This is a genomic window from Bacteroidales bacterium, assembly GCA_014860585.1.
In the GTDB taxonomy this organism is placed as follows: domain Bacteria; phylum Bacteroidota; class Bacteroidia; order Bacteroidales; family 4484-276; genus RZYY01.
Genome location: JACZJL010000093.1, coordinates 20,528 through 41,215, shown reverse-complemented (window position 1 = coordinate 41,215; position 20,688 = coordinate 20,528). Strand labels below are relative to the sequence as shown.

Genomic DNA, 20,688 nt, shown 5'->3' with positions numbered 1-20,688 from the left:
GTTTGGTACAAATTGACCGTCCATTTGTCAGGTTACGCCGATTTACCATACTAATGTCTCAACAAAATTAATTTTCATGTTTAGAAACACCCTTTTAGCGCTGCTGCTCATGTTGGTATTTGTGTCATGCGAGGCACAAAACACCGATGTTACGCATGTAAATTCACCAGACTTCCGGAAACTGATCAACAAACAAAATGGCTCACTCCTCGATGTGCGCACAACGTCAGAATTTTCAAACGGACATATTGAAGGCTCAGGCCAACTGAATTATTACGCGATGGATTTCAGGCAAAAACTTTTACTCCTGCCAAAAAATCAACCGGTTTATCTTTATTGTAACACCGGATGGCGCAGCAAAAGAGCCGCAGAAATTCTTGTTTCGAACGGATACACCGAAGTTTACAACCTCGAACGCGGCATCATGGAATGGAATCTTCTTGATTATCCGGTTATCGTTGAACCCGGCGCCCTTGCTGATGGTGAAAACAAAATGGAACCTGATGAGTATGCCGCCCTGCTAAATTCGGACAAACCGGTGTTTATTGACTTTTACGCCCCATGGTGCGCCCCCTGCCGCCAGATGATGCCAATGATTGACAGCCTTGCAATTGAGTACCACGAACACATTCAAATCGTGAAAATTAATGCTGACGCTAGTAAAAAATTGGTGAAGGCGCTCAAAATTGCAAGTGTTCCTTACTTTGTGCTGCTGCAAAACAGCGAGATTATCTTTTCGAAGGAGGGGCTGACTGACAGAAATGAGCTGGAAAATGTTTTTAAATCGTACATGACCAACAACAATGTAAGCAGCGAAAAATGAAATGGGTAATCGTCATATTTTTGACTTTGGCTACTTCATTACTGATGGGGCAAGCTGATTCCATTTCACCCAATTCGTCCGAAAAAAAGCACCGGCAGTATGGCTTTGGCGCTATTCCGGTACTTTCGTACGACTCCGATCTGGGGATAAAATATGGCGCTGTGATCAACCTGTTTGATTACGGTAAAACAAAACAATCCCCTGACTTTGACCAGTATCTGTATATCAAACTCACCAATACTACCAAAGGAACACTCAACGCCCAGGCGTTGCTCGAAAGCACTTCACTGCTCCGAAATACCAGAGTGATGTTTGAGGCCAGTTACCTGCGGGATGAAAAGATGGACTTTTTCGGATTCAACGGGCAAAATGCGGTTTATCATAAAGCATTAACCGACCCGGAAAGCAGTTCTTTTGTCAATCGTTTTTATTATGCCCATGAACGAAAACTGCTTCGTATCAGGCTCGATCTTCAGCGAAATCTTGCAGGAAATCAACTGCGGTTGCTCACAGGCTTCTCTTTCAACCAATTTGACATCAATGCCAAAGATGTTGAGATAGATACCTCTTCCGATAATCCCTCCCCTGAAATTGAAGTTCCGACGCTGTTTGAGCAATACACCACTTGGGGAATCCTGCCCGAAGAGGAACAATCAGGAGGAAATATCAATTTGTTTACCCTGGGTTTGATCTACGACACGCGCAATGAACATTGCTTTTGCACCAACGGAATCTGGGCTGAGAGCTTTATGGTGATTTCTCCCGGTATGATGAGCGATCATGCTTTTGCAAAGCTGGTGCTTACTTACCGGCAACATAAAAGCGTGATGAACGACAATATTACTTTTTCGTTCAGAGCCAGCAGCCAGTCGAAACTTTGGGGGGATATCCCCTTTTACATGCTACCCACTCATTTTGACGGTCGTCTGAGCCAGGATGGAATAGGCGGGGCATACAACCTTCGCGGCGCCATGCGTAACCGGGTAGTAGCCGATGGATTTTTGCTTGGAAATTTCGAGACAAAGTTCAATATCTGGAATTTCAGCCTGCTCAAACAAGAATTTTTTACCAGCATTTCAGGGTTTTACGACATGGCCTACATCACCCAAACCCATAAAACCGACCTCTCAGGTGTACCCGGTGAATCTTATAGTTTCTTTTTCAATACTGAGAAACAGCGCCCCCATCACACGATTGGCGCCGGACTTTATATCGTCTTCAATAAAAACAATATCATTACCGTCAATTATGGCTTCCCCCTCAATCCTCAGGATGGCGCCGGCGGGCTTTATGTAGGGTCGGCGATGTTGTTTTAGTGGATGAATGCGCTGCCTGAGTCACCCTTCTCCAGTCACCCGGTGAATCAAACCAACGTGTTACGGAAATTGCAAGTTTGGTGGATGGTAGAAAGAATTCACCGGGTGACTTCTCGGGTTTTCCAGTCACCCGGTATATCAAACCAACGTGCCACTGAAGTAGCAATTTTAATGAGCGGTTGAGCGAATTCACCGGGTGACTTTCCGATTTCCTTAACTTAGCGGGCTGAACCTAAAATCATTACATGATAAACTTTACTGGCTGGCTGTACACTAACCTCATGTGACATTTCTTACCCTAATTTTATCTTCTGTCACAACAATAATTTGACTGTCTTTGATATCCAATTCGATTCTAAAAAACTTCTCCAGTACTTCAATCACATTTTTCACATGCTGAGATTTTAAACGGAGATAGATAATACCATAAAATTTCTGGCCCGCATTTATGATCAAATTTCCAAAATCGGAATCATGAGTCAAAACAAATCTTTTTAATCCCAATGCTTTTTCAAGTAGAAACCGATCTTCTGCTCCATGCCATTTCTCCTCTTTGGTGTTTAACCTGCATATTCAAGTCTTTTTGTAAATGTGTGATGTCATGCAGGTTAACCCCGACTTAGAAAAGATTAGGTTTTGGGAACGAAGTGAAGCAAAACCTTAGCTTTTCTTAGTCGAAATTTGAACACAGATAATTTGACGTAAATTTTGGAATTAATTGGGCCAATACATCAATTCCGAGACTCCTGAGAAATTTCACAACCTTAGGGGAAATGTTTTCATCGGTAAGTATTTGGATGGCAGAGGCTTTCATTTTACTTTTTCAAGTTCCAGGTAGATGTCATTTCTTAGGGCATTCGCTGCAAATGCAAGGCAGGCATGGATATCTTCAATAGTAATATGTTGATAGTCATCCAGTATTTCTTTTTCTGAAACACCTGATGCCAGCATATTGAGAATGAAATCAACCGATAATCTCGTTCCCCTGATAACCGGTTTCCCACCTAAAATTTCCGAATTCGAAACAATTCTGTTCATGATTATTTTTTTTGACTTTCCAAAACTACATCGAAAATTTGGATAAAATGGTTTTCTGCTTCATTGGGCCATTTCTTTTTTAAGCAAACTATTACCAGTTAAAACACAATCATTTATAATCATCCGGTGAATCAAAACAAAGAGCCACGAAAATTGAAAGTCTGGTGGGTGATTGAAGCAATTCACCCAGGTGACTCCCAGGTTTGCCAGTCACCCGGTGAATCAAACCAAAGAGCCACGAAAATTGAAAGTCTGGTGGGTGATTGAAAGAATTCACCGGGTGTCTCCCAGGTTTGCCAGTCACCCGGTGAATCAAACCAACGTGCTACGGAAACTGCAAGTTTGGTGGGTGTTTGAAAGAATTCACCGGGTGACTTTCTGACGATTTTGAGTCGGTCAACAAATCCTTCCGAAATAATTTTTGCTCTGCTGTCAGGAATCCAATTTCCTGCGACCATTTATCCGAAATCAAATTTACTTTAATCAACGAAGACTAAAAATCATGTCATTCAATAAGAAAAAAATCATCAAGATAGCCGCAATCGTGGCAATTGCCGGAGTGCTGATCGGATCGGGAGTGGTTTATTATATGTTCAATATGCCGCACAGAAACGTACAATCGGAGAAAACAGATTTTGCTGTCAATGCATCTCAAATTGTGAACGAGTACCTCACCGATGCAGCCATGGCCAACGAAAAGTACCTCGCTGCCGATGGAAACTCAAAGATCCTTGAAGTTACCGGAATTGTAGCAAAAATCACCGAGGATTTCAGCGGGCGAAAAGTGCTGCTGTTAAAATCGGAAAGCGACAAAGCCGGCGTGCATTGCGCTTTTCTGCCTGAAGCCGGCGAGCGAGCAGCCAAACTGGCCATCGGTCAAAAAGCAAGTATTAAGGGGGTTATCCGCTCAGGCGCCAGTTACGATTCAGATTTCGACCTGTATGAAAATGTTGTCCTTGAACAATGCGATGTGGTCGGTAGGTAAGGGTTGTTGCCGCACGTTCGGCATTGTTGGATTGAGTTGGGGATGGGGTATCAAGATCAAAGAATTTTATCAAATAATCAAATTATAATTCATTTATTAGTAAATCATTAAACATTAAAATCATGAAAAAAGCAAGCATTTTATTAAGTATCACCGCATTGGTTTTTACACTTTCTGCTTTTACGCCTCCGGCGGGCAAATTCGTCAGCTCCAATACACATATCAAATTCTACTCTACCACTCCGGTTGAGGATATCGAAGCAAACAACTATGCTGCAGTGAGCAACCTCAATCCTGCAACCGGGGATGTAATTTTCGCTGTGCCCATGCAAGGTTTTGAATTTGAAAAATCGTTGATGCAGAAACATTTCAACCAGGAGGATTTCCTCGATACCAAACAGTTTCCAAAAGCCAGCCTGAAAGGAAAAATCACTAACCTTCAGGACATCAATTTCGACGGTGACGGTGCTTATCAGGCAACTGTTGAGGGCGAACTGACCATAAAAGGAGTAACCAGGCCCATCAAAGAGCAGGGGACGATCACGGTAAAAGGAAACACGATAGAAGTGGAAAGCAAATTCAGCATTACGCTGGCAGATTATGGGGTAACCTTCGTAAAGGGAAAACCATCTTCCAACATTGCCAAAACCGTTGAAGTGACTTTAAAGGCTGAATACCAACCAGAATAAAACGGGCAAATGAAAAAGATAACAGTAATCCTTTTTGCAGCAGTGATGGTCATCCTCACTGCTGCCCGGTTTCCCGGCGGCGATTCGCCGAATGAAAGCAACACCGGAATTCAGTTCTTTGAAGGAAATTGGGAAGAAGCACAGGCTTTGGCTAAAGCTGAGAACAAACCCATTTTCCTCGATCTTTCCACCGCCTGGTGCGGCTACTGTAAACGGATGAAATCCAAAGTTTACACCGATCCGGATGTAGGTCAATATTACAACGCCAATTTTGTGAATGTGTCATTTGACGCTGAAAAAGGTGAAGGAATAGCATTGGCTAAAAAATACGGAGTCAGGGGGTATCCAACCTTTGTTTTTATCATGCCTGACGGAACCCTGGCAAAGCAAACATCCGGTTACCATAAACCAGACGAATTTCTTGATTTAGCCAAAAGCATGAACTGAAAATATCATTTAAGGAATGAAGAGGACAAAGGGATAGAACAATAATTATACCTTTGCCCTCTTTAAAGCATGATTGAAATTCAACCCATTACGCATCTTTAACCGAACATTCAATGAGCAGGATCAAAGTCATTTCTTACGATGAAGCCGACGGCAGGCTGAAGGAGATTTATGACGGGTTGATTTCGAAACGTGGCCAGCTGGCCGGTGTGCATACCATCCAAAGCCTGCGGCCGGAGAGCATTGTGAAGCACATTGACCTTTACATGGAAATTATGTTCTCAAAGTCGGAGCTCTCGCGTGCCGAAAGGGAGATGATGGCTGTGGTGGTTTCGGCAGCTAACGGATGTGAGTATTGCATCACCCATCATGCCCAGGCGCTGCTGCATTATTGGAAGAACACTGCAAAAGTGGAATTAATGAAAGTTGATTTTCGAAAAGTGAATCTGATTGACAGAGAGCTTGCACTTTGTTTGTACGCACACGAACTTACCACTGAGCCAAAGATGTCGCACAAAAACGATTTTACACAAAAACTTCGTCATGCAGGCCTTGGGGATATCGCCATCCTTGACGCCACTCTTGTGGTTGCTTATTTCAACTTTGTCAACCGGATCGTTTTGGCATTGGGTCTTGAATTGGAAAAAAATAAAGGAACAGGTTACAAGTATTAGAAAATGAAAAGAATTTATATCCTATCAGCTTTTCTGTTATCCGGACTGATGACATCAGGATTGTCGCCATCCCGAGACGAAGAAGTGCTCTTCAGGATTACCCGCAGCAGGGATGCCAACGAAATCTTTTACACAGTAAATCCCGATAAGAACGGTTTCCTTAACACTGAAAATCCCATAACCATTTATTGGCTGAAACGTACGGAAGGCAACAAAACAGAGTCGCTCACATGGATCCAGAATAAATATGCTTACGGACTGCATTTCTTGTCCATTACCCCAACAGAAGCTGAATTTCAATTTGTTTCGTACAGCAAAAGAAGTTTTTATTTGCGTAAAAATAAAGATGGGAACTTTAGGGTTTTTACTTTTGCCGGCGAAACGGAAATTGAGGTTGATAAGATTTTCGTTCAAATTGACGGAGGTAGTTTCTGGTTTCCAAAAGTTTCTAGGGTTGAATTGCATGCCAGGAAAACAGAATGTCTCACCGAAATTGCAGAAATCATTAATCCATAATTCATATTTTGATAGATGAAGTTAAGCGAACTTAAAGCACCGGTCAGAGCATTGATTTTAGACATTGCAAATGCCGGTACAATGGACAATAACCTGATCAGAGAGATTATCCGTTCTCAGAATCTTTGTGACAATGAATTTATGCCTTTTACTACATTCGATCATCCGTGCACGGAGAGCTATGGTCGTCGGGTGATTTACGATCATGGCAATTTTAAAGTAATGTTGATGTCATGGGCGCCGGGCGATTTTACTGCAATCCACAATCATGGTTACACCGAATGGGGTTGCGTGTTCTTTTTTGGCGAGGCCACTCACAGGATGTATGATTTTGATGGGAGCAATCTAAAGCTCAAACAAAAGGATACTTTCAGTGAGGGTTACACTGCTCCGGTTTGCGGTGACCTGATCCATATCATGGGTAATTCGGGAAAAACCGGTTTCACTACCTTGCATATTTATGGTTCGAACAATAAGGAAAGCGATGTTTCAGAAGGATCAACAGTTTTTCTGCCGGAATTCGGTAAAATGGCCACTACCATGGGCTCGGCCTACCTGAATCTGGATAAAAGCCTGATGATGAGCGAAAAACCATTTACCGGGATAAATGAAGAAACCCTTACGGATTACTTCGACTTGATAAAACCATTTTACGAACGGAACAACCGGCTGGAGATGATCAGGAATATGGAGCATATCCTTTCGGGAAAAGATGCCAATTAAAAAGATGAAAATGAACGATTTGGAGATTTTATCAGGAGCTTTTGAAAAAATAAAAAATTACCTGCAGGAAAATGATGACAACACCCTTCCTGTAGTCAAACACAGGCTGCCTGCCGACTTAGGTAAAGAGATTGAGTTTCCCATCGCCCTAAAAGGAGTTTCGGAGCATGAGTTTTTAGGTTTGATGGACAAATACCTTGAGTTTTCGGTGCGTACGGGCAACAAACAATTCCTCAATCAACTGTACCAGGGATTCAACTTCCCGGCATTCATCGGTGAAGTGTTAACTGTATTAGCCAATACTTCGATGTACACCTACGAAGTGGCGCCGGTTGCCTCAATGATCGAAACCGAGATGATCAGGCTGATGAACAGCTATACCGGTTATTCCGGTGGCGATGGCATTTTCCTGAGCGGTGGCAGTAATGCCAACCTTGTGGCCATGTTTTCGGCGCGCAACCGCATTTTCCCTGAGGGTAGATTTCATGGATTCGATTGTACACAAAAGCTCAAAGCCTTTGTGAATGAGCAGGCGCATTATTCACTCGAAACTGCCGCCAATGTTTTGGGCATTGGTGCGAAGAATGTGATCAAAGTGAAAGCTGATCATCTGGGAAGAATGATTCCGTCGGAGTTGGAAAAAGCAATTCAGGATTCATTGGCTAAAGGAGAAAAACCGTTTTTTGTAACAGCAACCTGTGCCACCACCCTGCTTGGCGCATATGATCCGATTGATGAAATGGCCGAAATCTGTGAAAAGTACAGCCTTTGGCTTCATGCTGATGGTTCTTTTGGCGGCTCGGTAATTTTGAGCGACAAGCACCGCCACCTGATGAAAGGGATCGAAAAAACCGATTCTTTTGCATGGAACCCGCACAAGCTGATGAATATACCGCTGATCTGCTCAGTGCTGCTGGTAAAAAGTCGCGGAACTCTCCAGTTCAACATCACCGACATCAATACCGATTACATTTTTCACGACATTGACGAAGTGGAAGATCTGGGTAAAAAATCCATCCAGTGCGGACGGAGGGTTGACGCAGTAAAGCTTTGGTTTGCATGGAAATATTTTGGGTTGGAAGGTTACCGCGACCGGATTGACAACCTGATCGAAGTGGCCAAATATGCAGAGGAAAAAGTAAACAGCCACCCCCAACTTGAACTCCTTGCACCACGTCAGTCCTTCTCGGTGTGCTTCAGGTACTTATCCCAAAAGTCAACCAATCTGAACAGATTCAACCTTGAACTGCGCGAATCGCTGCGGAAAAGCGGCAAAACCATTGTTAATTACGGCTATATCGGTGAAACACTTACCATTCGGCTGATCACAGCAAACGGAGAACTTGCCAAATCTGATATTGATTTATTTTTTGATTACCTGCTTCAGGAAGCCGCTGTTTTAGAAACGAAATTTGAGAAGGAAAATGCCGAAGGATAGTCGTTTCACAGGATTTGCCATTGCGCTTGCCTGGCCTGCAACCTATTGTCGCCGACCAAACGGCTGGTACGATCCATTGGCAAATCTCTTTGGGATCAGTAAGCATCATTATTATATGGCCGGCCATGCAGCGCTGGTTTTGGTGGATAGCCAAAATAAAAAATGCCATTATTTCGATTTCGGCAGGTACCATGCTCCGTTTAATTTTGGCCGCGTACGCAGTGCAGTGAGCGATCATGGCCTGGAGGTTCGCACCTTACCAACAATCTCCGGTGATGGCCAAATCATCGAAAACTTCATGGAAATCCTCACCGAACTCCAAACCAATGCTGAATGTCATGGCGAGGGAAATTTGTATGCATCTTATTGTCCGGTCAATTTTGCAAAAGCCTTTAAAAAAGCAACTCATCTTCAGCATATCAGCCCAATCCCTTACGGACCTTTTCAATACAAGGGGAGCAATTGCTCAAGATTTGTAAACGATGTGATTGTTGCCGGCGATCCAACCTGGAAGCATGTCTTATGGTTAAAATACCTGGTTCCCCTAACCCCCACCCCGCTTAACAATGTCAATTCACTTACAAACAAGGTTGTTTTACCAAAAATGCTGATCAATCTTCCTTTTTCACCTCAACCCATCCCTGATAAAAAAATACTGAAAACCACACTGTTTGCGCCTGCCAGACATGCCAAAATTCCTGGTGCAGCGCAATGGCTCAGTGGTGAAGGCGCCGGCTCCTGGTTCCATATTGAACCGGAAGGAAGCCATTTCCAAATATCGCGCTTTAGCCCTGAAGGTGAACTGGAATGTGACGGGAAATTTACACCCCAAAACGGATCATATTTTAACCTCGCGAGCACATTCAGCATAGGGTATCTGAGCCATTGCCACCGGGTGGTGATCAACCAGAACAACCAGTTGATTGAGTTGAAAAGGATTGGGTAACAAATTTTCAGCCTTGATTTCAGAATTAGCGGGTAAGCCGAAGCTTATTGAGTACATTAAACCCGGTGATAAAACCAGCCTTGCCCGCGGTTGTAAGAACTATCCCGATTTGCTGCAGACTCACAGCGATGAACATGACTACACCGGCAGAAAGCCCTCCGATAAGATCATTGCTACTCCATCCTGTTGTTTATATTCCTGATTTACCGCGGCTTTTATTCTGCAATGCAAGCAACGGAAGCAGCGTCAGGCTCCCCAGCAAAAACCTGATTCCATTAAAAGTGAACGGCCCGAAATGCTCCATCCCGGTGCGCTGCTCTACGAAAGCAAATCCGCGGATGATCACCGTGAGCAAAAATAGCATGTTGAAAGTGAGCGATTTGGAAATGGACATCAGGAAACTATTGGGAAAAATTTTACCAAAAGAAGGCAAATTAATGCAAAAGGTTTTTAATCAGGCACCTTAGTTATTGTCCAAGGCTGATTTTAAAGTGCGGCAATTCAACTTGTAACCTCACTTTCGCCTGCAAAGCTTCAAATACTCGCATAAGCGTCTCAATTGTGACATTACTTGCGTTATTTTCAATTCTCGAAATTTGAGCTTTTTGCACGCCAATCATTTTGCCGAGTTCTTCCTGGGTTAATTTTCGCTCCTGCCTTGTCTGTTTTATGGCTTGCCCAATTAAGTCCATTTGTAATTCATACTCAAATCTGTCACGGTTTGGAGTGCCAATTTTTCCAATAAGTTGGTCTTGAACTTCATCTAATGTGTGTGTTTTCATATCTTGGTATTAATAGTAGTTTCTTTGTCTTTAAAATATTTTGAACGTACTTTCTTTGCCTTTTGGATTTCGCTGTCAGGGGTTTTGCCAGTCTTTTTCACTATTCCATGCGTTGAAATAACAAGTGTATTTTCAGAATTTGTCTTGTCCCAAAATGCAAAAAGTCTGTAATACAACCCTTGATAAAGCGTTCTGAATTCCCAGATTTCGTCTTTCAGCTTTTTGAATAATTCAGGAGAATTTCTTATCTGAGCTTTACGAATAGTAAAAAGTATTTTCTCGTAGTGCTTCTTCTCAAGACTGCTGAGAAACTCAAATGCCTCGTCTAAAAATATAATGTCAAAATGTTTGTCCATTCATTTGATTAATGATAGCGCAAAGATACACTTAATGTTTCATTAAATAGAAACTATGTACAGATTATCAAGCTGCTGCTTTGCCGCTCTCTGCGTAAAAACTCTGCGGTTCTCTGCGGTTCAACTTCTTTTTACCGCTGAGTTACGCAGGGTTTTGGAATTTTTACAAGGTTGCATTTCAACCTTTTTGTTTACTATTGCAGGGGTTTTGGCAGTTAATGCTGCAATCAAAACCATCAACGAAAGAAAACAAATTAACCAATTTAACATGAAAATAGGATTTATCGGATTGGGCAAAATGGGCTTTAACATGGTCCATCGCCTGTTGAATAGCGGACACGAGGTGGTTGCATGGAACAGATCATCGGAAGCGATCAGAGAAATTGAAAAGTTAGGCGCAGAGGGGGCAAATTCTTTTGAAGACCTGGTGGAAAAACTTCCCCCACGGAAGGTGGTTTGGCTCATGGTGCCAGCCGGCAAACCGGTGGATGATAACCTGGAGACCTTACTTCATCTTCTGAAGAAAAATGATATTGTCGTTGACGGAGGAAATTCGTTTTGGCGTGAAACCCAGGTGCGTGCTAAAAAAGCCGCTGAATATGGCGTTCACTTCCTCGATTGCGGCACCAGTGGCGGTGTTTGGGGATTGCAAAATGGTTATTGCCTGATGTATGGCGGCGACAAAGAGCCAGCCGATTATGTTGAACCGGTTTTTAAATCGCTGGCGCCCAAAAATGGCTATGTCTATTGCGGGCCTTCAGGTACCGGCCACATGGTAAAAATGGTTCATAATGGCATCGAATACGGGATGATGCAAGCCTATGCCGAGGGGTTTGAAATCCTTGAAAAATCTCCTTATGACCTCAACCTGACCAAAATTGCCGATGCATGGCAATATGGAAGCGTTGTCCGTTCGTGGCTGCTGGAACTGGCTGTAAACGCTCTGAAAGATGACCCGAAACTGGAGCAATTGAAGGATTATGTTTCCGACAGTGGCGAAGGAAGGTGGACAGTGCAAACCGCCATTGATTTTGATGTGCCTGCCCATGTAATTACCGCGTCGCTTTTCAATCGCTTTCAATCCCGGCAGGAAGAGTCATTCGCGATGAAAATGCTTGCAGCACTCAGAAATCAATTTGGCGGACATGCTGTAAAAACCAAGTCATGATGAGACCGAATAGCAGCAGCCCCGAAGACCAGATACTTGTCATTTTTGGCGCAACAGGCGACCTGAGCAAACGTAAATTGATGCCCTCGCTCTTTGCCCTTGAAAATCTTGATTTACTCCCTGATAAATTTGCCATTGTTGGTGCTGGACGTTCACCCATGAGCGATGAAACGTTCCGCGAGGCCATGGGTGAAGCGTTAAATAAATTCTCACCGGAGGAGGATAAAAGCAACTTGCCCTCTTTTATCAGCAAGCTTTTTTACCAGCAGGTAGAACCCGATAATCTCGATTCGTTTGCGGAACTGCATTGGCGGCTGAAAGCACTGCAATTCCAGACAGGAATGGATAATGGAAACATCATTTTCTACCTGTCAACTCCACCAAGCATGTACGAAATTATTCCAAAAGGGCTTTCGGCTTCCGGACTGAACAATGAAGCCAACGGGTGGAAAAGGCTGATCATTGAAAAACCTTTCGGTTATGATATCGAAAGTGCTATGGCGCTGAACCTTGCCCTGCAAAAAGACTGGAAGGAACACCAGATTTACAGGATTGATCATTACCTGGGAAAAGAAACGGTTCAGAATGTATTGGTTACCCGATTTTCAAATGGCATTTTCGAGCCATTATGGAACCGGAACTATATCCATCATGTGGAGATCACTTCCGCTGAGAACATAGGGGTTGGGAAACGCGGAGGTTATTATGAAGGGTCAGGCGCTTTACGCGATATGGTTCAGAACCACTTACTGCAAGTGGCAGGCTTAATCGCGATGGAACCCCCGGCATCAATGAATGCTGATGCTATAAGAAACGAAACAGTCAAGGTTTTACAATCCCTGCGCCCTATCAAATGGGAAGAAGTTAAAAATAATACCATCCGGGGACAATATTTAGCTTCGATGATCCGGGGAGCATCCGTGAAAGGCTATCGTGAAGAGGAGGGTGTAAAACCAGGCTCCAAAACCGAAACCTTTGCTGCACTCAAGTTTTACATTGATAACTGGCGCTGGGGCGGCGTTCCTTTTTATATCCGGACAGGGAAATATTTACCTACACGCGTAACCGAGGCTGTGATTCACTTTAAACCCACTCCTCATCATATTTTCGCACAAAAAGGAAGTTCTGATCTATCCAACCAGCTCATCATACGAATCCAGCCTGATGAGGGCATTTTACTTAAGTTTGGAATGAAAACTCCCGGAGCTGGATTTAATGTGCAGAGTGTAAGTATGGATTTCCATTATTCCGACTTATCCCATCTGCGAATCCCCGATGCTTATGAGCGATTGCTGCTCGACTGCATGATCGGCGATTCTACCCTTTATGCAAGAATAGACGCCGTAATGGCTGCATGGAAGTTTATCACACCTATTCTCGATGCATGGAAAAATGATCCGGATATCCCTGTTTACGGGTATCCTGCAGGTTCGTGGGGACCTGATGTGGCCGACAACCTGATTGAAGGAAAGGAGGTGACCTGGAGACACCCATGTGCAGCGTTAACCGGTGACGAAAACTTTTGCACATTATGACAAAAACTTGCTTACAAGTCTTTTCTTCTGTTGAAGAACTCGCAGCCTATTTTACTGCCAAACTTAAAGAAATCCTCTCACAATCAGGCAATACTGTACCTATTTCTGTTGCTTTATCAGGAGGATCAACACCGAAGGCGATCTTTGAATACATAGCCAACAATGACACTGGAATCCCATGGAACAAAATACAATTATTCTGGGGAGATGAACGCTGCGTCAGCCCGGAGTCAACTGAAAGTAATTATAGGATGGCAAAGGAGCATTTGCTCAAACATATTCCCTTATCCACTTCAAATATTTTTAGAATAAAAGGGGAAGAAGCGCCAGTTGCGGAAGCACAACGATATGCTGAAACGGTGGTAAAACTTGTTCCTCAGCAGAACCAGGTACCTCAGTTCGATATCATCTTGCTTGGCCTGGGTGAAGATGGACACACTGCATCATTGTTTCCCGGCAGTACTGAGCTTCTTCAAAGCCATCAATTGTTTGAAGCCACTGAGCATCCTGTTACCGGCCAAAAAAGGATAACAGCTACTCTTAAGCTGATTAATAATGCAAAGACCATCTTTTTTCTTGTTACCGGAGAATCCAAGGCAAAAATGGTTGGCCGAATATTAAAAAGAAAAAATAACTGGAAGCAACTTCCTGCTGCAATGGTACAACCAATAAATGGAGAAAATATCTGGCTTTTGGACGAAAAAGCGGCCGGACAATTAACGAATCTTAAACACTAACACATGATCAATAGTACCGATAAAATTATCATAAACACAATACGTACCCTTTCAATGGATGCCTTGCAGCAGGCCAATTCAGGGCATCCCGGAACACCCATGGCGCCGGCGCCAGTCACCTTCACCCTCTACGACCGGAAAATGAAGTTTAATCCAAAAAACCCAAACTGGATCAATCGCTATCGCTTCATTTTGTCTGCTAGATATGCATCTATGCTGCTTTAGTTTTCACATCAACCCATCCCTGATAAAAAAACCCTTAAAACCACGCTGCTTGCACCTGCCAGACATGCCAACATTCCGGGTGCAGCGCAATGGCTCTGTGGTGAAGGCGCCGGCTCCTGGTTCCATATTGAACCGGAAGGACGCCATTTCCAAATATCGCGCTTTAGCCCTGAAGGTGAACTGGAATGTGACGGGAAATTTTCAACCCAAAACGGATCATATTTTGACCTCGCGGGCACATTCAGCATAGGGTATTTGAGCCATTGCCACCGCGTGATGATCGACCAGAACAACCAGTTGATCGAGTTGAAAAGGATCGGGTAAAAGCCATCCATTGCACCATCATCTTTTAGTTACATTTGCAGCCTCATTGAGTAAAACGCAATGACGTCCGCTGCCGATGAAAGACCTGACCGTAGGAAAAGAGGGAAAACTGATCATGCAATTCGCCATGCCGATGGTATATGGCAATGTTTTTCAGCAACTTTACAATGTTGTCGATAGCATTGTGATTGGTCACTACATTGGCAAGGAGGCACTTGCCGCAGTAGGTGCATCCTTCCCGATTATTTTTCTTCTTGTGTCGCTGGTCATTGGCCTGGGCATGGGATTCACCATCATCATTTCGCAGTACTTTGGCGCCAAGGACATCGAAAAAGTAAAGCAAACAATTGACACCACCTACATCATCCTGTTTTTTGCTTCACTCATTGCCACGGTTGTTGGCATGACCCTGAGTGGTCCGATTTTCAGCCTGACCGGTTTACCTGGAGACGTTCTTCCACAGGCAAAAATCTATCTGACCATTTACTTTGCCGGCTCGGTTTTTTTCTTTGGTTTCAATGGTACTACAGCTATTTTGCGCGGACTTGGCGACTCCAAAACACCCTTGATCTTCCTTATTATCTCCACGATCACCAACGTATTGCTCGATCTGCTGTTTGTGGTCGAATTCGGATGGGGAATTGCCGGGGCCGCATGGGCCACTGTCTTTTCGCAGGCTGGCGCATTCGTTACTGCCATTATTTATCTCAATAAGCGGCATCCCATCATGAATGTCTCCTTTAGAAAATACCACTTTAATCGTGAAATATTTAAGACGAGCCTTCGCATCGGACTGCCAACTGGAATGCAGCAAATGTTTGTAGCCGCCGGTTTGATTGCCCTGTACGGAATTGTGAATAAATTCGGAACCGCAACCATTGCGGCCTATAGTGTAGCCAACCGAATCGACTCGTTTGCATCGCTGCTGGCGATGAATTTTGCCGCAGCGCTATCATCCTTTGTTGGCCAAAACATTGGCGCCAATAAGCATGAACGGGTTCGTGCCGGCTTAAAGGCAACCTGGCTGATTACTTCGGCCATCTCGCTGTTATTCAGTGTCATCGTTATACTTTTTGGAAAAAACCTGATGGGATTTTTCACCCCTGATCCTTTGGTAAAAGATATTGGAAACGATTACCTGGTAATCGTCGGATCGTTTTACATCCTCTTTTCCTCGCTTTTTGTCGTAAATGCAGTGATGCGTGGCGCCGGCGATACCTTGATCCCGATGTTTATTACCCTGATTGCGCTGTGGCTCATAAGGGTTCCGGTTTCATATATTCTTGCCGGGCAAATCGGCGTTAGCGGTATCTGGTGGGCAGTACCCATCGGCTGGGGAGTCGGGATGATCCTCACTTTCATTTATTATCTTTCGGGGAAATGGAAGACTAAAGGGCTGATAAAGCATGAAAAAAAGGTGGCCTGATCTAAGAACCACCTTTTTACTAAAAATTTCTTCTAATGATGGTTATCTGCTTTCTTTGGCCAGCCTCTGTGCTTCTACTTTTTTAATCACCTGCTCCTGAATGGCTTGTGTAACCGGCATATATTTGAAGAATTCCATGGAGTAATTTGCCCTGCCACTTGAAACATTTCTAAGGGCAGTAGCATATCCGAACATTTCCATCAGAGGAACCGTACCGTTCACTTTCTGGGCGCCTTTTCGGAAACGGCGCATGGAGTCGATTTTCCCCCTGCGCTTGTTCAGATCGCCAACCACGTTGCCAATATAATCATCGGGAGTATTGATCTCGATTTTCATGATGGGCTCAAGGAGGATAGGAGAACCTTTTAAAAAACCGCTTTTGAAGCAGATCGAAGCACAGGTCTGGAAAGCCATATCCGAGGAGTCAACCGGGTGGAAACTGCCATCGAGCAGCACCACTTTAACGTCCACCACAGGGAAACCGGCCAGCACGCCACCATGCAGAGTTTTCATAATACCCTTATTCACCGAACTGACGAACTCGGCAGGGATTACACCACCCTTTATCTTGTCAACAAACTCAAAACCATTGCCATCATTAGGTTCGAGACGCATCACGGTATGAGCGTACTGACCACGTCCACCGGTTTGCTTTGAGTGTTTATAGTTGTACTCAACTTCCGAAGTGATGGTTTCACGATAAGCAACCGAAGGTTCGCCAACTTCCACAGCCACAGCAAATTCTTCCTTTAACCGGTCGATCAGAATCTCGAGATGCAATTCGCCCATGCCCGATACGATGGTTTCTTCAGTTTCTTCATTGAACCGCACGTTGAATGAAGGGTCTTCGTTGGCGAGCTTAGAGAGTGCCTCACCCAGTTTGCTCTGGTCTTTCCGGTTGGCCGGATTAATTTTCAGCTCAATCACCGAGGGCGGAATGTGAATGTTTTCAAGGAGCAATGGATGCTCGTTGTCGCAAAGGGTATCTCCCGTTTTGGTAAACTTCATTCCGACAAGCGCAACAATGTCGCCAGGACCAGCTTCAGAAATCTCCACACGTTCTTTTGCCTTGATCCGGAAAATACGACCAACGCGTTCATGCTTCAATTTGGTGGGATTGTAAATTTGAATCCCACTTTTGATTGTTCCTGAAAAAATACGGACGAAGGTTTGCTGACCCACATAAGGATCATTGATCAGTTTGAAAGCCAGTCCTGAAAAAGGATCTTTTGCGGCAGGACAGCGAGTGTGGGTCTTTTCGGGATCGTTCACATCAAGACCAACGACGGCTCCAATATCAAGGGGTGAAGGCAGGTAGTCAATAACGGCATCGAGAAGATTTTGTACCCCTTTATTTTTGTAAGCAGCACCGCAGAACACAGGTGTGATCAGAAGTTTCAACGTAGCGTCACGGGCAGCTTTTTTCAGGAGTTCCGTCGGAACGGGCTGCTCTTCGAGGAAAAGTTCAAGCACCTGCTCATCAAAATCGGCCAGCTTTTCGATTAACTGCTGACGGGCTTTTTCTATGTCATCTTTAAGGTTGGCTGGAATAGGAATTTCCAGTGGGTCGCCTTTTTCAAACTGAAAAGCTTTGTTCTGAATCAGGTCAACCATTCCGATGAAGTCATCTTCGACGCCAATCGGCAACTGAAATGGAACGGCGTTGGCATCAAGATATTCATTCATCTGACCAACCACCTCGCCAAAGTCGGCGCCGGTTCTGTCCATTTTATTGATGAAAGCAATGCGGGGTACCCGGTAACGGTCGGCCTGGTTCCACACGGTTTCACTTTGGGGTTCAACCCCGCCAACAGCGCAAAAAACTGCGATCATCCCATCGAGAACGCGCAGCGAGCGTTCAACTTCAAGGGTAAAATCCACGTGGCCGGGTGTGTCAATCAGGTTAATCTGGGTGTCTTTCCACTGGCAGGTGATGGCCGCCGAAGCAATGGTAATTCCACGTTCCTGCTCCTGTTTCATAAAGTCCATCGTGGCTTGCCCGTCGTGCACCTCGCCAAGTTTGCGGGTGGTGCCGGTGTAAAAAAGTATGCGTTCCGAAAGAGTGGTCTTGCCTGCGTCAATATGTGCGGCAATACCCATATTTCTGAGTTTTGATAATGTCATTTCTGTTTGATTATTAGTTGTTTAATTACTGAAATTTCCTTGAAAGGAAAATGGCGGCAAAAGTAACCTTAATTAACATGCCACAGATTAAATTAAGTTTAATGAAAGTTAAATCTAATGTTAAACGGTTGAGCGACATGAATTTTCAATGGTTCAATAAGTCCGTATCGTCATCTTGGCATAAAAATGAACCGGTTGTCTTTTGCCGGTGAGATGACGCGGGTTTGGGGGTTATAAGTGTAATAGGTCTTTGGTCGTTGACCGGCTGGAAAATTGCGGTAAATGTATTCGTTGAGCAGGTAATCGTAAATGTACCCGGCATACTTTTCGCCAAGCATAGCCGCAAGTGTATATACATCCTCTGTTTTCATCGGAAAAAGGTTGTAGTGAAACTTCACTTCATCGGTGAAAAGATTACTGATAAACCGGCCTTCAAGCCCGTCCATCGCGTAATGACTTGCATACAACAAATGATCGTCTGCTTCGGGATCATTTAATTTTGCTATTTCAAACCATGAGTTTAAATTGACCACATTAAGGTCAAAATCTTCAAAAAACAACACGGAGTCGAAGAAAACCTCTTCAGCGCGATAAGGGTAAATGTCCTCCTCCAGCTCCATTTGTGCAACCATTACTTTATAGGACTTATGCTCAACATTCATAAACTCGGGTAGTTGTTCTTCCGTAAAAACTTCAATTCCAAGCTTTCTCAGACCTGTTTGTAATCCACTCTCATAACGGGAAATCAGAAAAAAATCATCAATCTCTTTTAGAAACAGACTGCTGTGATACAAAGCTGAATCTCTTTGCTGATCATCTAATTGGTCTATATTTTTAATCTCCCACACTTTATTATTGGTTTTAAAAACATAACCGGGCATAAAAAGCATCATGGCAACACTATCCCTTGTTTCAATGAATTCTTTAGCCAATTTGCGCTCAAGACTGCACGATACCGATACCAGCACTGCGATTGCAACTAAAAGGGTATGCCGGAATGTTTTTGTCAAAATCTTAAATTGGTTGATATTATAAATGGTTAAATCAAAAATCTGCCGCCTGAATGGACTATACCAGCAGGTATTTTTAAAAATCAGTAATGTTGCCTGTCAACACGGATGAGGTTCAGTTGGTGATGGCGAGAAGTTCTTCACCAAACGCTTTACCAAAAGCGATAGCCATCTCGCTCTCCCCGGTGTTGGGTGTGAATTTAACAAAGACGCCTTCATCAAAAACCTTTAGTTTCAGGTTTTCAAGGTTACTTTTGATCAACTCCTTTGCCTCGCCACTCCAGCCATATGAACCAAAAGCCCCGGCCAGTTTCCCCTTATCCCGGATTGGATTAATGAGTGCAAAGCATTTGTAAATGGGTAAAAGAATATTTTGATTGATTGTTGGCGAGCCAATCACATAAGCCGAGGCGTGCGCGATCTTTTCCTCAAGTTCACCCATCGGTACCATTTCAATGTCGCTTACTTCCACGTCAATATCGCCTGCCTGCCGTATTCCATCGGCAATCAGATGAGCCACAGCGCCGGTTTTCTGGTAGGCGCTCACGTAGGGAATGTAAACCATTGGCCTTTCAGGAATTGTAAGCGCCTCTTCGGAGTACTTCCGCGAGATTCCGACATATTTTTTCCAGTTCTCCCTCAAAATCGGGCCATGGCCTGTGGCAATGGTTTCGATTTCAAGTCCCTCAATTTTGTCAATGGCCTTAAGCATGAATTTACTGTAAGGCTTCAGGATCACATCGAAGTAGTATTTAAAGGAATAATCGTACTCTTCACGTCGCTGAATGTTCTCTTCGAACATATTATCGTCGCAGAAGTGCGCCCCGAAAGAGTCGCAGGTAAAAAGCACCTTATCCTCCCGCAGATAGCTGTACATGGTGTCGGGCCAGTGCAGGTTGGGAGCGCTGATGAATTGAATGGTTTTGTTACCGAGATCGAGCGTATGACCGTCTTTCACAACAAGGTTCCGAAAGTCAATTCCCATCAGGTCTTTGAGATAACGAATGGCATTGCCGGTTCCAACCACGGTTGCGTTTGGGGCTATTCGCAGCAGGTTCTTCAGGTTGCCCGAATGATCCGGCTCGGTGTGGTTCATGATAATGTATTCAATCTCTTCGGGACGGCAAACCTGTTCGATTTTCTTCAAATATTCATCCCAAAATTTTTCTTTTGTAGTTTCTACAATGGTTTTCTTTTGGGCATTGATAAAATAGGAGTTGTAGGTAGTGCCGTATTTGGTTTCCATCACCACATCAAAAGTAACCAGGTCGGAGTCGAACACACCGATCCATTTCACGTCATTTGTTACATCCAAAATCTTGCTGTTCATAGTTTTTCCTGAAATTTATTGCGCTGCAAAAATAATCTGAAAAGTTGAGAGCGGCTGAGATTTGCCGGCCAAATAT

26 protein-coding genes are annotated in these 20,688 nt (G+C 44.0%); 16 read left to right on the top strand and 10 right to left on the bottom strand.

Translation table 11 applies throughout. From position 1 onward, the window contains the following. Window positions 1–76 precede the first annotated feature (76 nt). Both IH598_09420 and IH598_09415 read left to right on the top strand, forming a co-directional pair. Window positions 77–823: a thioredoxin fold domain-containing protein gene (locus IH598_09420; protein MBE0638729.1), complete on the top strand. Its 747-nt coding sequence runs from the start codon at window positions 77–79 to the stop codon at window positions 821–823. Then, a complete protein-coding gene (locus tag IH598_09415) occupies window positions 820–2,139 on the top strand; it encodes a hypothetical protein (GenBank protein MBE0638728.1) in 1,320 nt (439 codons plus the stop codon). The genes IH598_09420 and IH598_09415 overlap by 4 nt, the downstream gene beginning before the upstream one ends. A gap of 279 nt (window positions 2,140–2,418) precedes the next feature. Here IH598_09415 and IH598_09410 read toward each other — a convergent pair whose 3' ends face one another. The 3 genes from IH598_09410 to IH598_09400 form a co-directional block, all read right to left on the bottom strand. Continuing rightward, complete coding sequence (locus tag IH598_09410) at window positions 2,419–2,712, bottom strand: DUF5615 family PIN-like protein (GenBank protein MBE0638727.1); 294 nt, start codon at window positions 2,710–2,712, stop codon at window positions 2,419–2,421. A gap of 237 nt (window positions 2,713–2,949) precedes the next feature. Then, window positions 2,950–3,177, bottom strand: coding sequence for a DUF433 domain-containing protein (locus tag IH598_09405; protein MBE0638726.1), 228 nt, complete (start codon window positions 3,175–3,177; stop codon window positions 2,950–2,952). Window positions 3,178–3,359: 182 nt separating this feature from the next. Next, entirely contained in the window at window positions 3,360–3,635 is a 276-nt protein-coding gene (locus tag IH598_09400; protein ID MBE0638725.1) for a hypothetical protein, read from the bottom strand. A gap of 44 nt (window positions 3,636–3,679) precedes the next feature. Here IH598_09400 and IH598_09395 point away from each other — a divergent pair, with 44 nt between their 5' ends. The 9 genes from IH598_09395 (at window position 3,680) to IH598_09355 (ending at window position 9,797) form a co-directional block, all read left to right on the top strand. Continuing rightward, window positions 3,680–4,162, top strand: coding sequence for a hypothetical protein (locus IH598_09395; protein ID MBE0638724.1), 483 nt, complete (start codon window positions 3,680–3,682; stop codon window positions 4,160–4,162). A gap of 122 nt (window positions 4,163–4,284) precedes the next feature. Continuing rightward, window positions 4,285–4,851 carry a YceI family protein gene (locus tag IH598_09390; protein MBE0638723.1) on the top strand — a complete coding sequence of 189 codons (567 nt, stop codon included), beginning with the start codon at window positions 4,285–4,287 and terminating at the stop codon, window positions 4,849–4,851. A gap of 9 nt (window positions 4,852–4,860) precedes the next feature. Next, a complete protein-coding gene (locus IH598_09385; GenBank protein MBE0638722.1) occupies window positions 4,861–5,298 on the top strand; it encodes a thioredoxin family protein in 438 nt (145 codons plus the stop codon). 113 nt (window positions 5,299–5,411) lie between these two features. Further along, window positions 5,412–5,972 carry a peroxidase-related enzyme gene (locus IH598_09380; GenBank protein ID MBE0638721.1) on the top strand — a complete coding sequence of 187 codons (561 nt, stop codon included), beginning with the start codon at window positions 5,412–5,414 and terminating at the stop codon, window positions 5,970–5,972. Window positions 5,973–5,975: 3 nt separating this feature from the next. Then, entirely contained in the window at window positions 5,976–6,488 is a 513-nt protein-coding gene (locus IH598_09375; GenBank protein MBE0638720.1) for a DUF4833 domain-containing protein, read from the top strand. A 15-nt stretch (window positions 6,489–6,503) separates the two neighbouring features. After that, window positions 6,504–7,211, top strand: coding sequence for a cysteine dioxygenase family protein (locus IH598_09370; protein MBE0638719.1), 708 nt, complete (start codon window positions 6,504–6,506; stop codon window positions 7,209–7,211). Window positions 7,212–7,221: 10 nt separating this feature from the next. Further along, a complete protein-coding gene (locus IH598_09365; protein MBE0638718.1) occupies window positions 7,222–8,649 on the top strand; it encodes a glutamate decarboxylase in 1,428 nt (475 codons plus the stop codon). Further along, a complete protein-coding gene (locus IH598_09360) occupies window positions 8,636–9,595 on the top strand; it encodes a hypothetical protein (GenBank protein MBE0638717.1) in 960 nt (319 codons plus the stop codon). Before IH598_09365 ends, IH598_09360 begins: the two co-directional genes overlap by 14 nt. A gap of 13 nt (window positions 9,596–9,608) precedes the next feature. Continuing rightward, window positions 9,609–9,797, top strand: a complete 189-nt coding sequence (locus IH598_09355) for a hypothetical protein (GenBank protein MBE0638716.1) — start codon at window positions 9,609–9,611, stop codon at window positions 9,795–9,797. On the opposite strand, the gene IH598_09350 is transcribed toward IH598_09355, so the two are convergent. The 3 genes from IH598_09350 to IH598_09340 form a co-directional block, all read right to left on the bottom strand. Further along, the gene (locus tag IH598_09350; protein MBE0638715.1) at window positions 9,786–9,989 is read right to left on the bottom strand and encodes an EamA family transporter; all 204 of its coding nucleotides are present in this window, start codon (window positions 9,987–9,989) and stop codon (window positions 9,786–9,788) included. The two genes, IH598_09355 and IH598_09350, sit on opposite strands and share 12 nt — an antisense overlap. A gap of 73 nt (window positions 9,990–10,062) precedes the next feature. Further along, window positions 10,063–10,377 carry a helix-turn-helix transcriptional regulator gene (locus IH598_09345; protein ID MBE0638714.1) on the bottom strand — a complete coding sequence of 105 codons (315 nt, stop codon included), beginning with the start codon at window positions 10,375–10,377 and terminating at the stop codon, window positions 10,063–10,065. Further along, window positions 10,374–10,733, bottom strand: coding sequence for a type II toxin-antitoxin system RelE/ParE family toxin (locus tag IH598_09340; GenBank protein MBE0638713.1), 360 nt, complete (start codon window positions 10,731–10,733; stop codon window positions 10,374–10,376). The genes IH598_09345 and IH598_09340 overlap by 4 nt, the downstream gene beginning before the upstream one ends. A gap of 268 nt (window positions 10,734–11,001) precedes the next feature. Between IH598_09340 and gnd the strand changes: the two genes are divergently transcribed. From gnd to IH598_09320, 4 genes are read left to right on the top strand one after another with little or no spacing between them, the layout of a single operon-like run. Further along, complete coding sequence (gene gnd / locus IH598_09335; protein MBE0638712.1) at window positions 11,002–11,901, top strand: decarboxylating 6-phosphogluconate dehydrogenase; 900 nt, start codon at window positions 11,002–11,004, stop codon at window positions 11,899–11,901. Further along, window positions 11,901–13,436: a glucose-6-phosphate dehydrogenase gene (gene zwf / locus IH598_09330; protein ID MBE0638711.1), complete on the top strand. Its 1,536-nt coding sequence runs from the start codon at window positions 11,901–11,903 to the stop codon at window positions 13,434–13,436. The genes gnd and zwf overlap by 1 nt, the downstream gene beginning before the upstream one ends. Next, window positions 13,433–14,173, top strand: coding sequence for a 6-phosphogluconolactonase (gene pgl, locus IH598_09325; protein MBE0638710.1), 741 nt, complete (start codon window positions 13,433–13,435; stop codon window positions 14,171–14,173). Before zwf ends, pgl begins: the two co-directional genes overlap by 4 nt. A gap of 3 nt (window positions 14,174–14,176) precedes the next feature. Next, on the top strand, window positions 14,177–14,398 hold the full coding sequence (locus IH598_09320) for a hypothetical protein (GenBank protein ID MBE0638709.1): 222 nt from the start codon (window positions 14,177–14,179) through the stop codon (window positions 14,396–14,398). Window positions 14,399–14,406: 8 nt separating this feature from the next. Here IH598_09320 and IH598_09315 read toward each other — a convergent pair whose 3' ends face one another. Continuing rightward, window positions 14,407–14,733 carry a hypothetical protein gene (locus IH598_09315; GenBank protein MBE0638708.1) on the bottom strand — a complete coding sequence of 109 codons (327 nt, stop codon included), beginning with the start codon at window positions 14,731–14,733 and terminating at the stop codon, window positions 14,407–14,409. Between the two features lie 65 nt (window positions 14,734–14,798). On the opposite strand from IH598_09315, the gene IH598_09310 reads away from it, so the two are divergent. Further along, window positions 14,799–16,148 carry an MATE family efflux transporter gene (locus IH598_09310; GenBank protein MBE0638707.1) on the top strand — a complete coding sequence of 450 codons (1,350 nt, stop codon included), beginning with the start codon at window positions 14,799–14,801 and terminating at the stop codon, window positions 16,146–16,148. A 42-nt stretch (window positions 16,149–16,190) separates the two neighbouring features. Here IH598_09310 and fusA read toward each other — a convergent pair whose 3' ends face one another. The 3 genes from fusA to IH598_09295 form a co-directional block, all read right to left on the bottom strand. Beyond that, entirely contained in the window at window positions 16,191–18,272 is a 2,082-nt protein-coding gene (fusA, locus tag IH598_09305; protein ID MBE0638706.1) for an elongation factor G, read from the bottom strand. A 170-nt stretch (window positions 18,273–18,442) separates the two neighbouring features. Next, on the bottom strand, window positions 18,443–19,282 hold the full coding sequence (locus IH598_09300; protein ID MBE0638705.1) for a hypothetical protein: 840 nt from the start codon (window positions 19,280–19,282) through the stop codon (window positions 18,443–18,445). Window positions 19,283–19,397: 115 nt separating this feature from the next. After that, window positions 19,398–20,612, bottom strand: a complete 1,215-nt coding sequence (locus IH598_09295) for an FprA family A-type flavoprotein (protein ID MBE0638704.1) — start codon at window positions 20,610–20,612, stop codon at window positions 19,398–19,400. Between the last annotated feature and the right edge of the window lie 76 nt (window positions 20,613–20,688).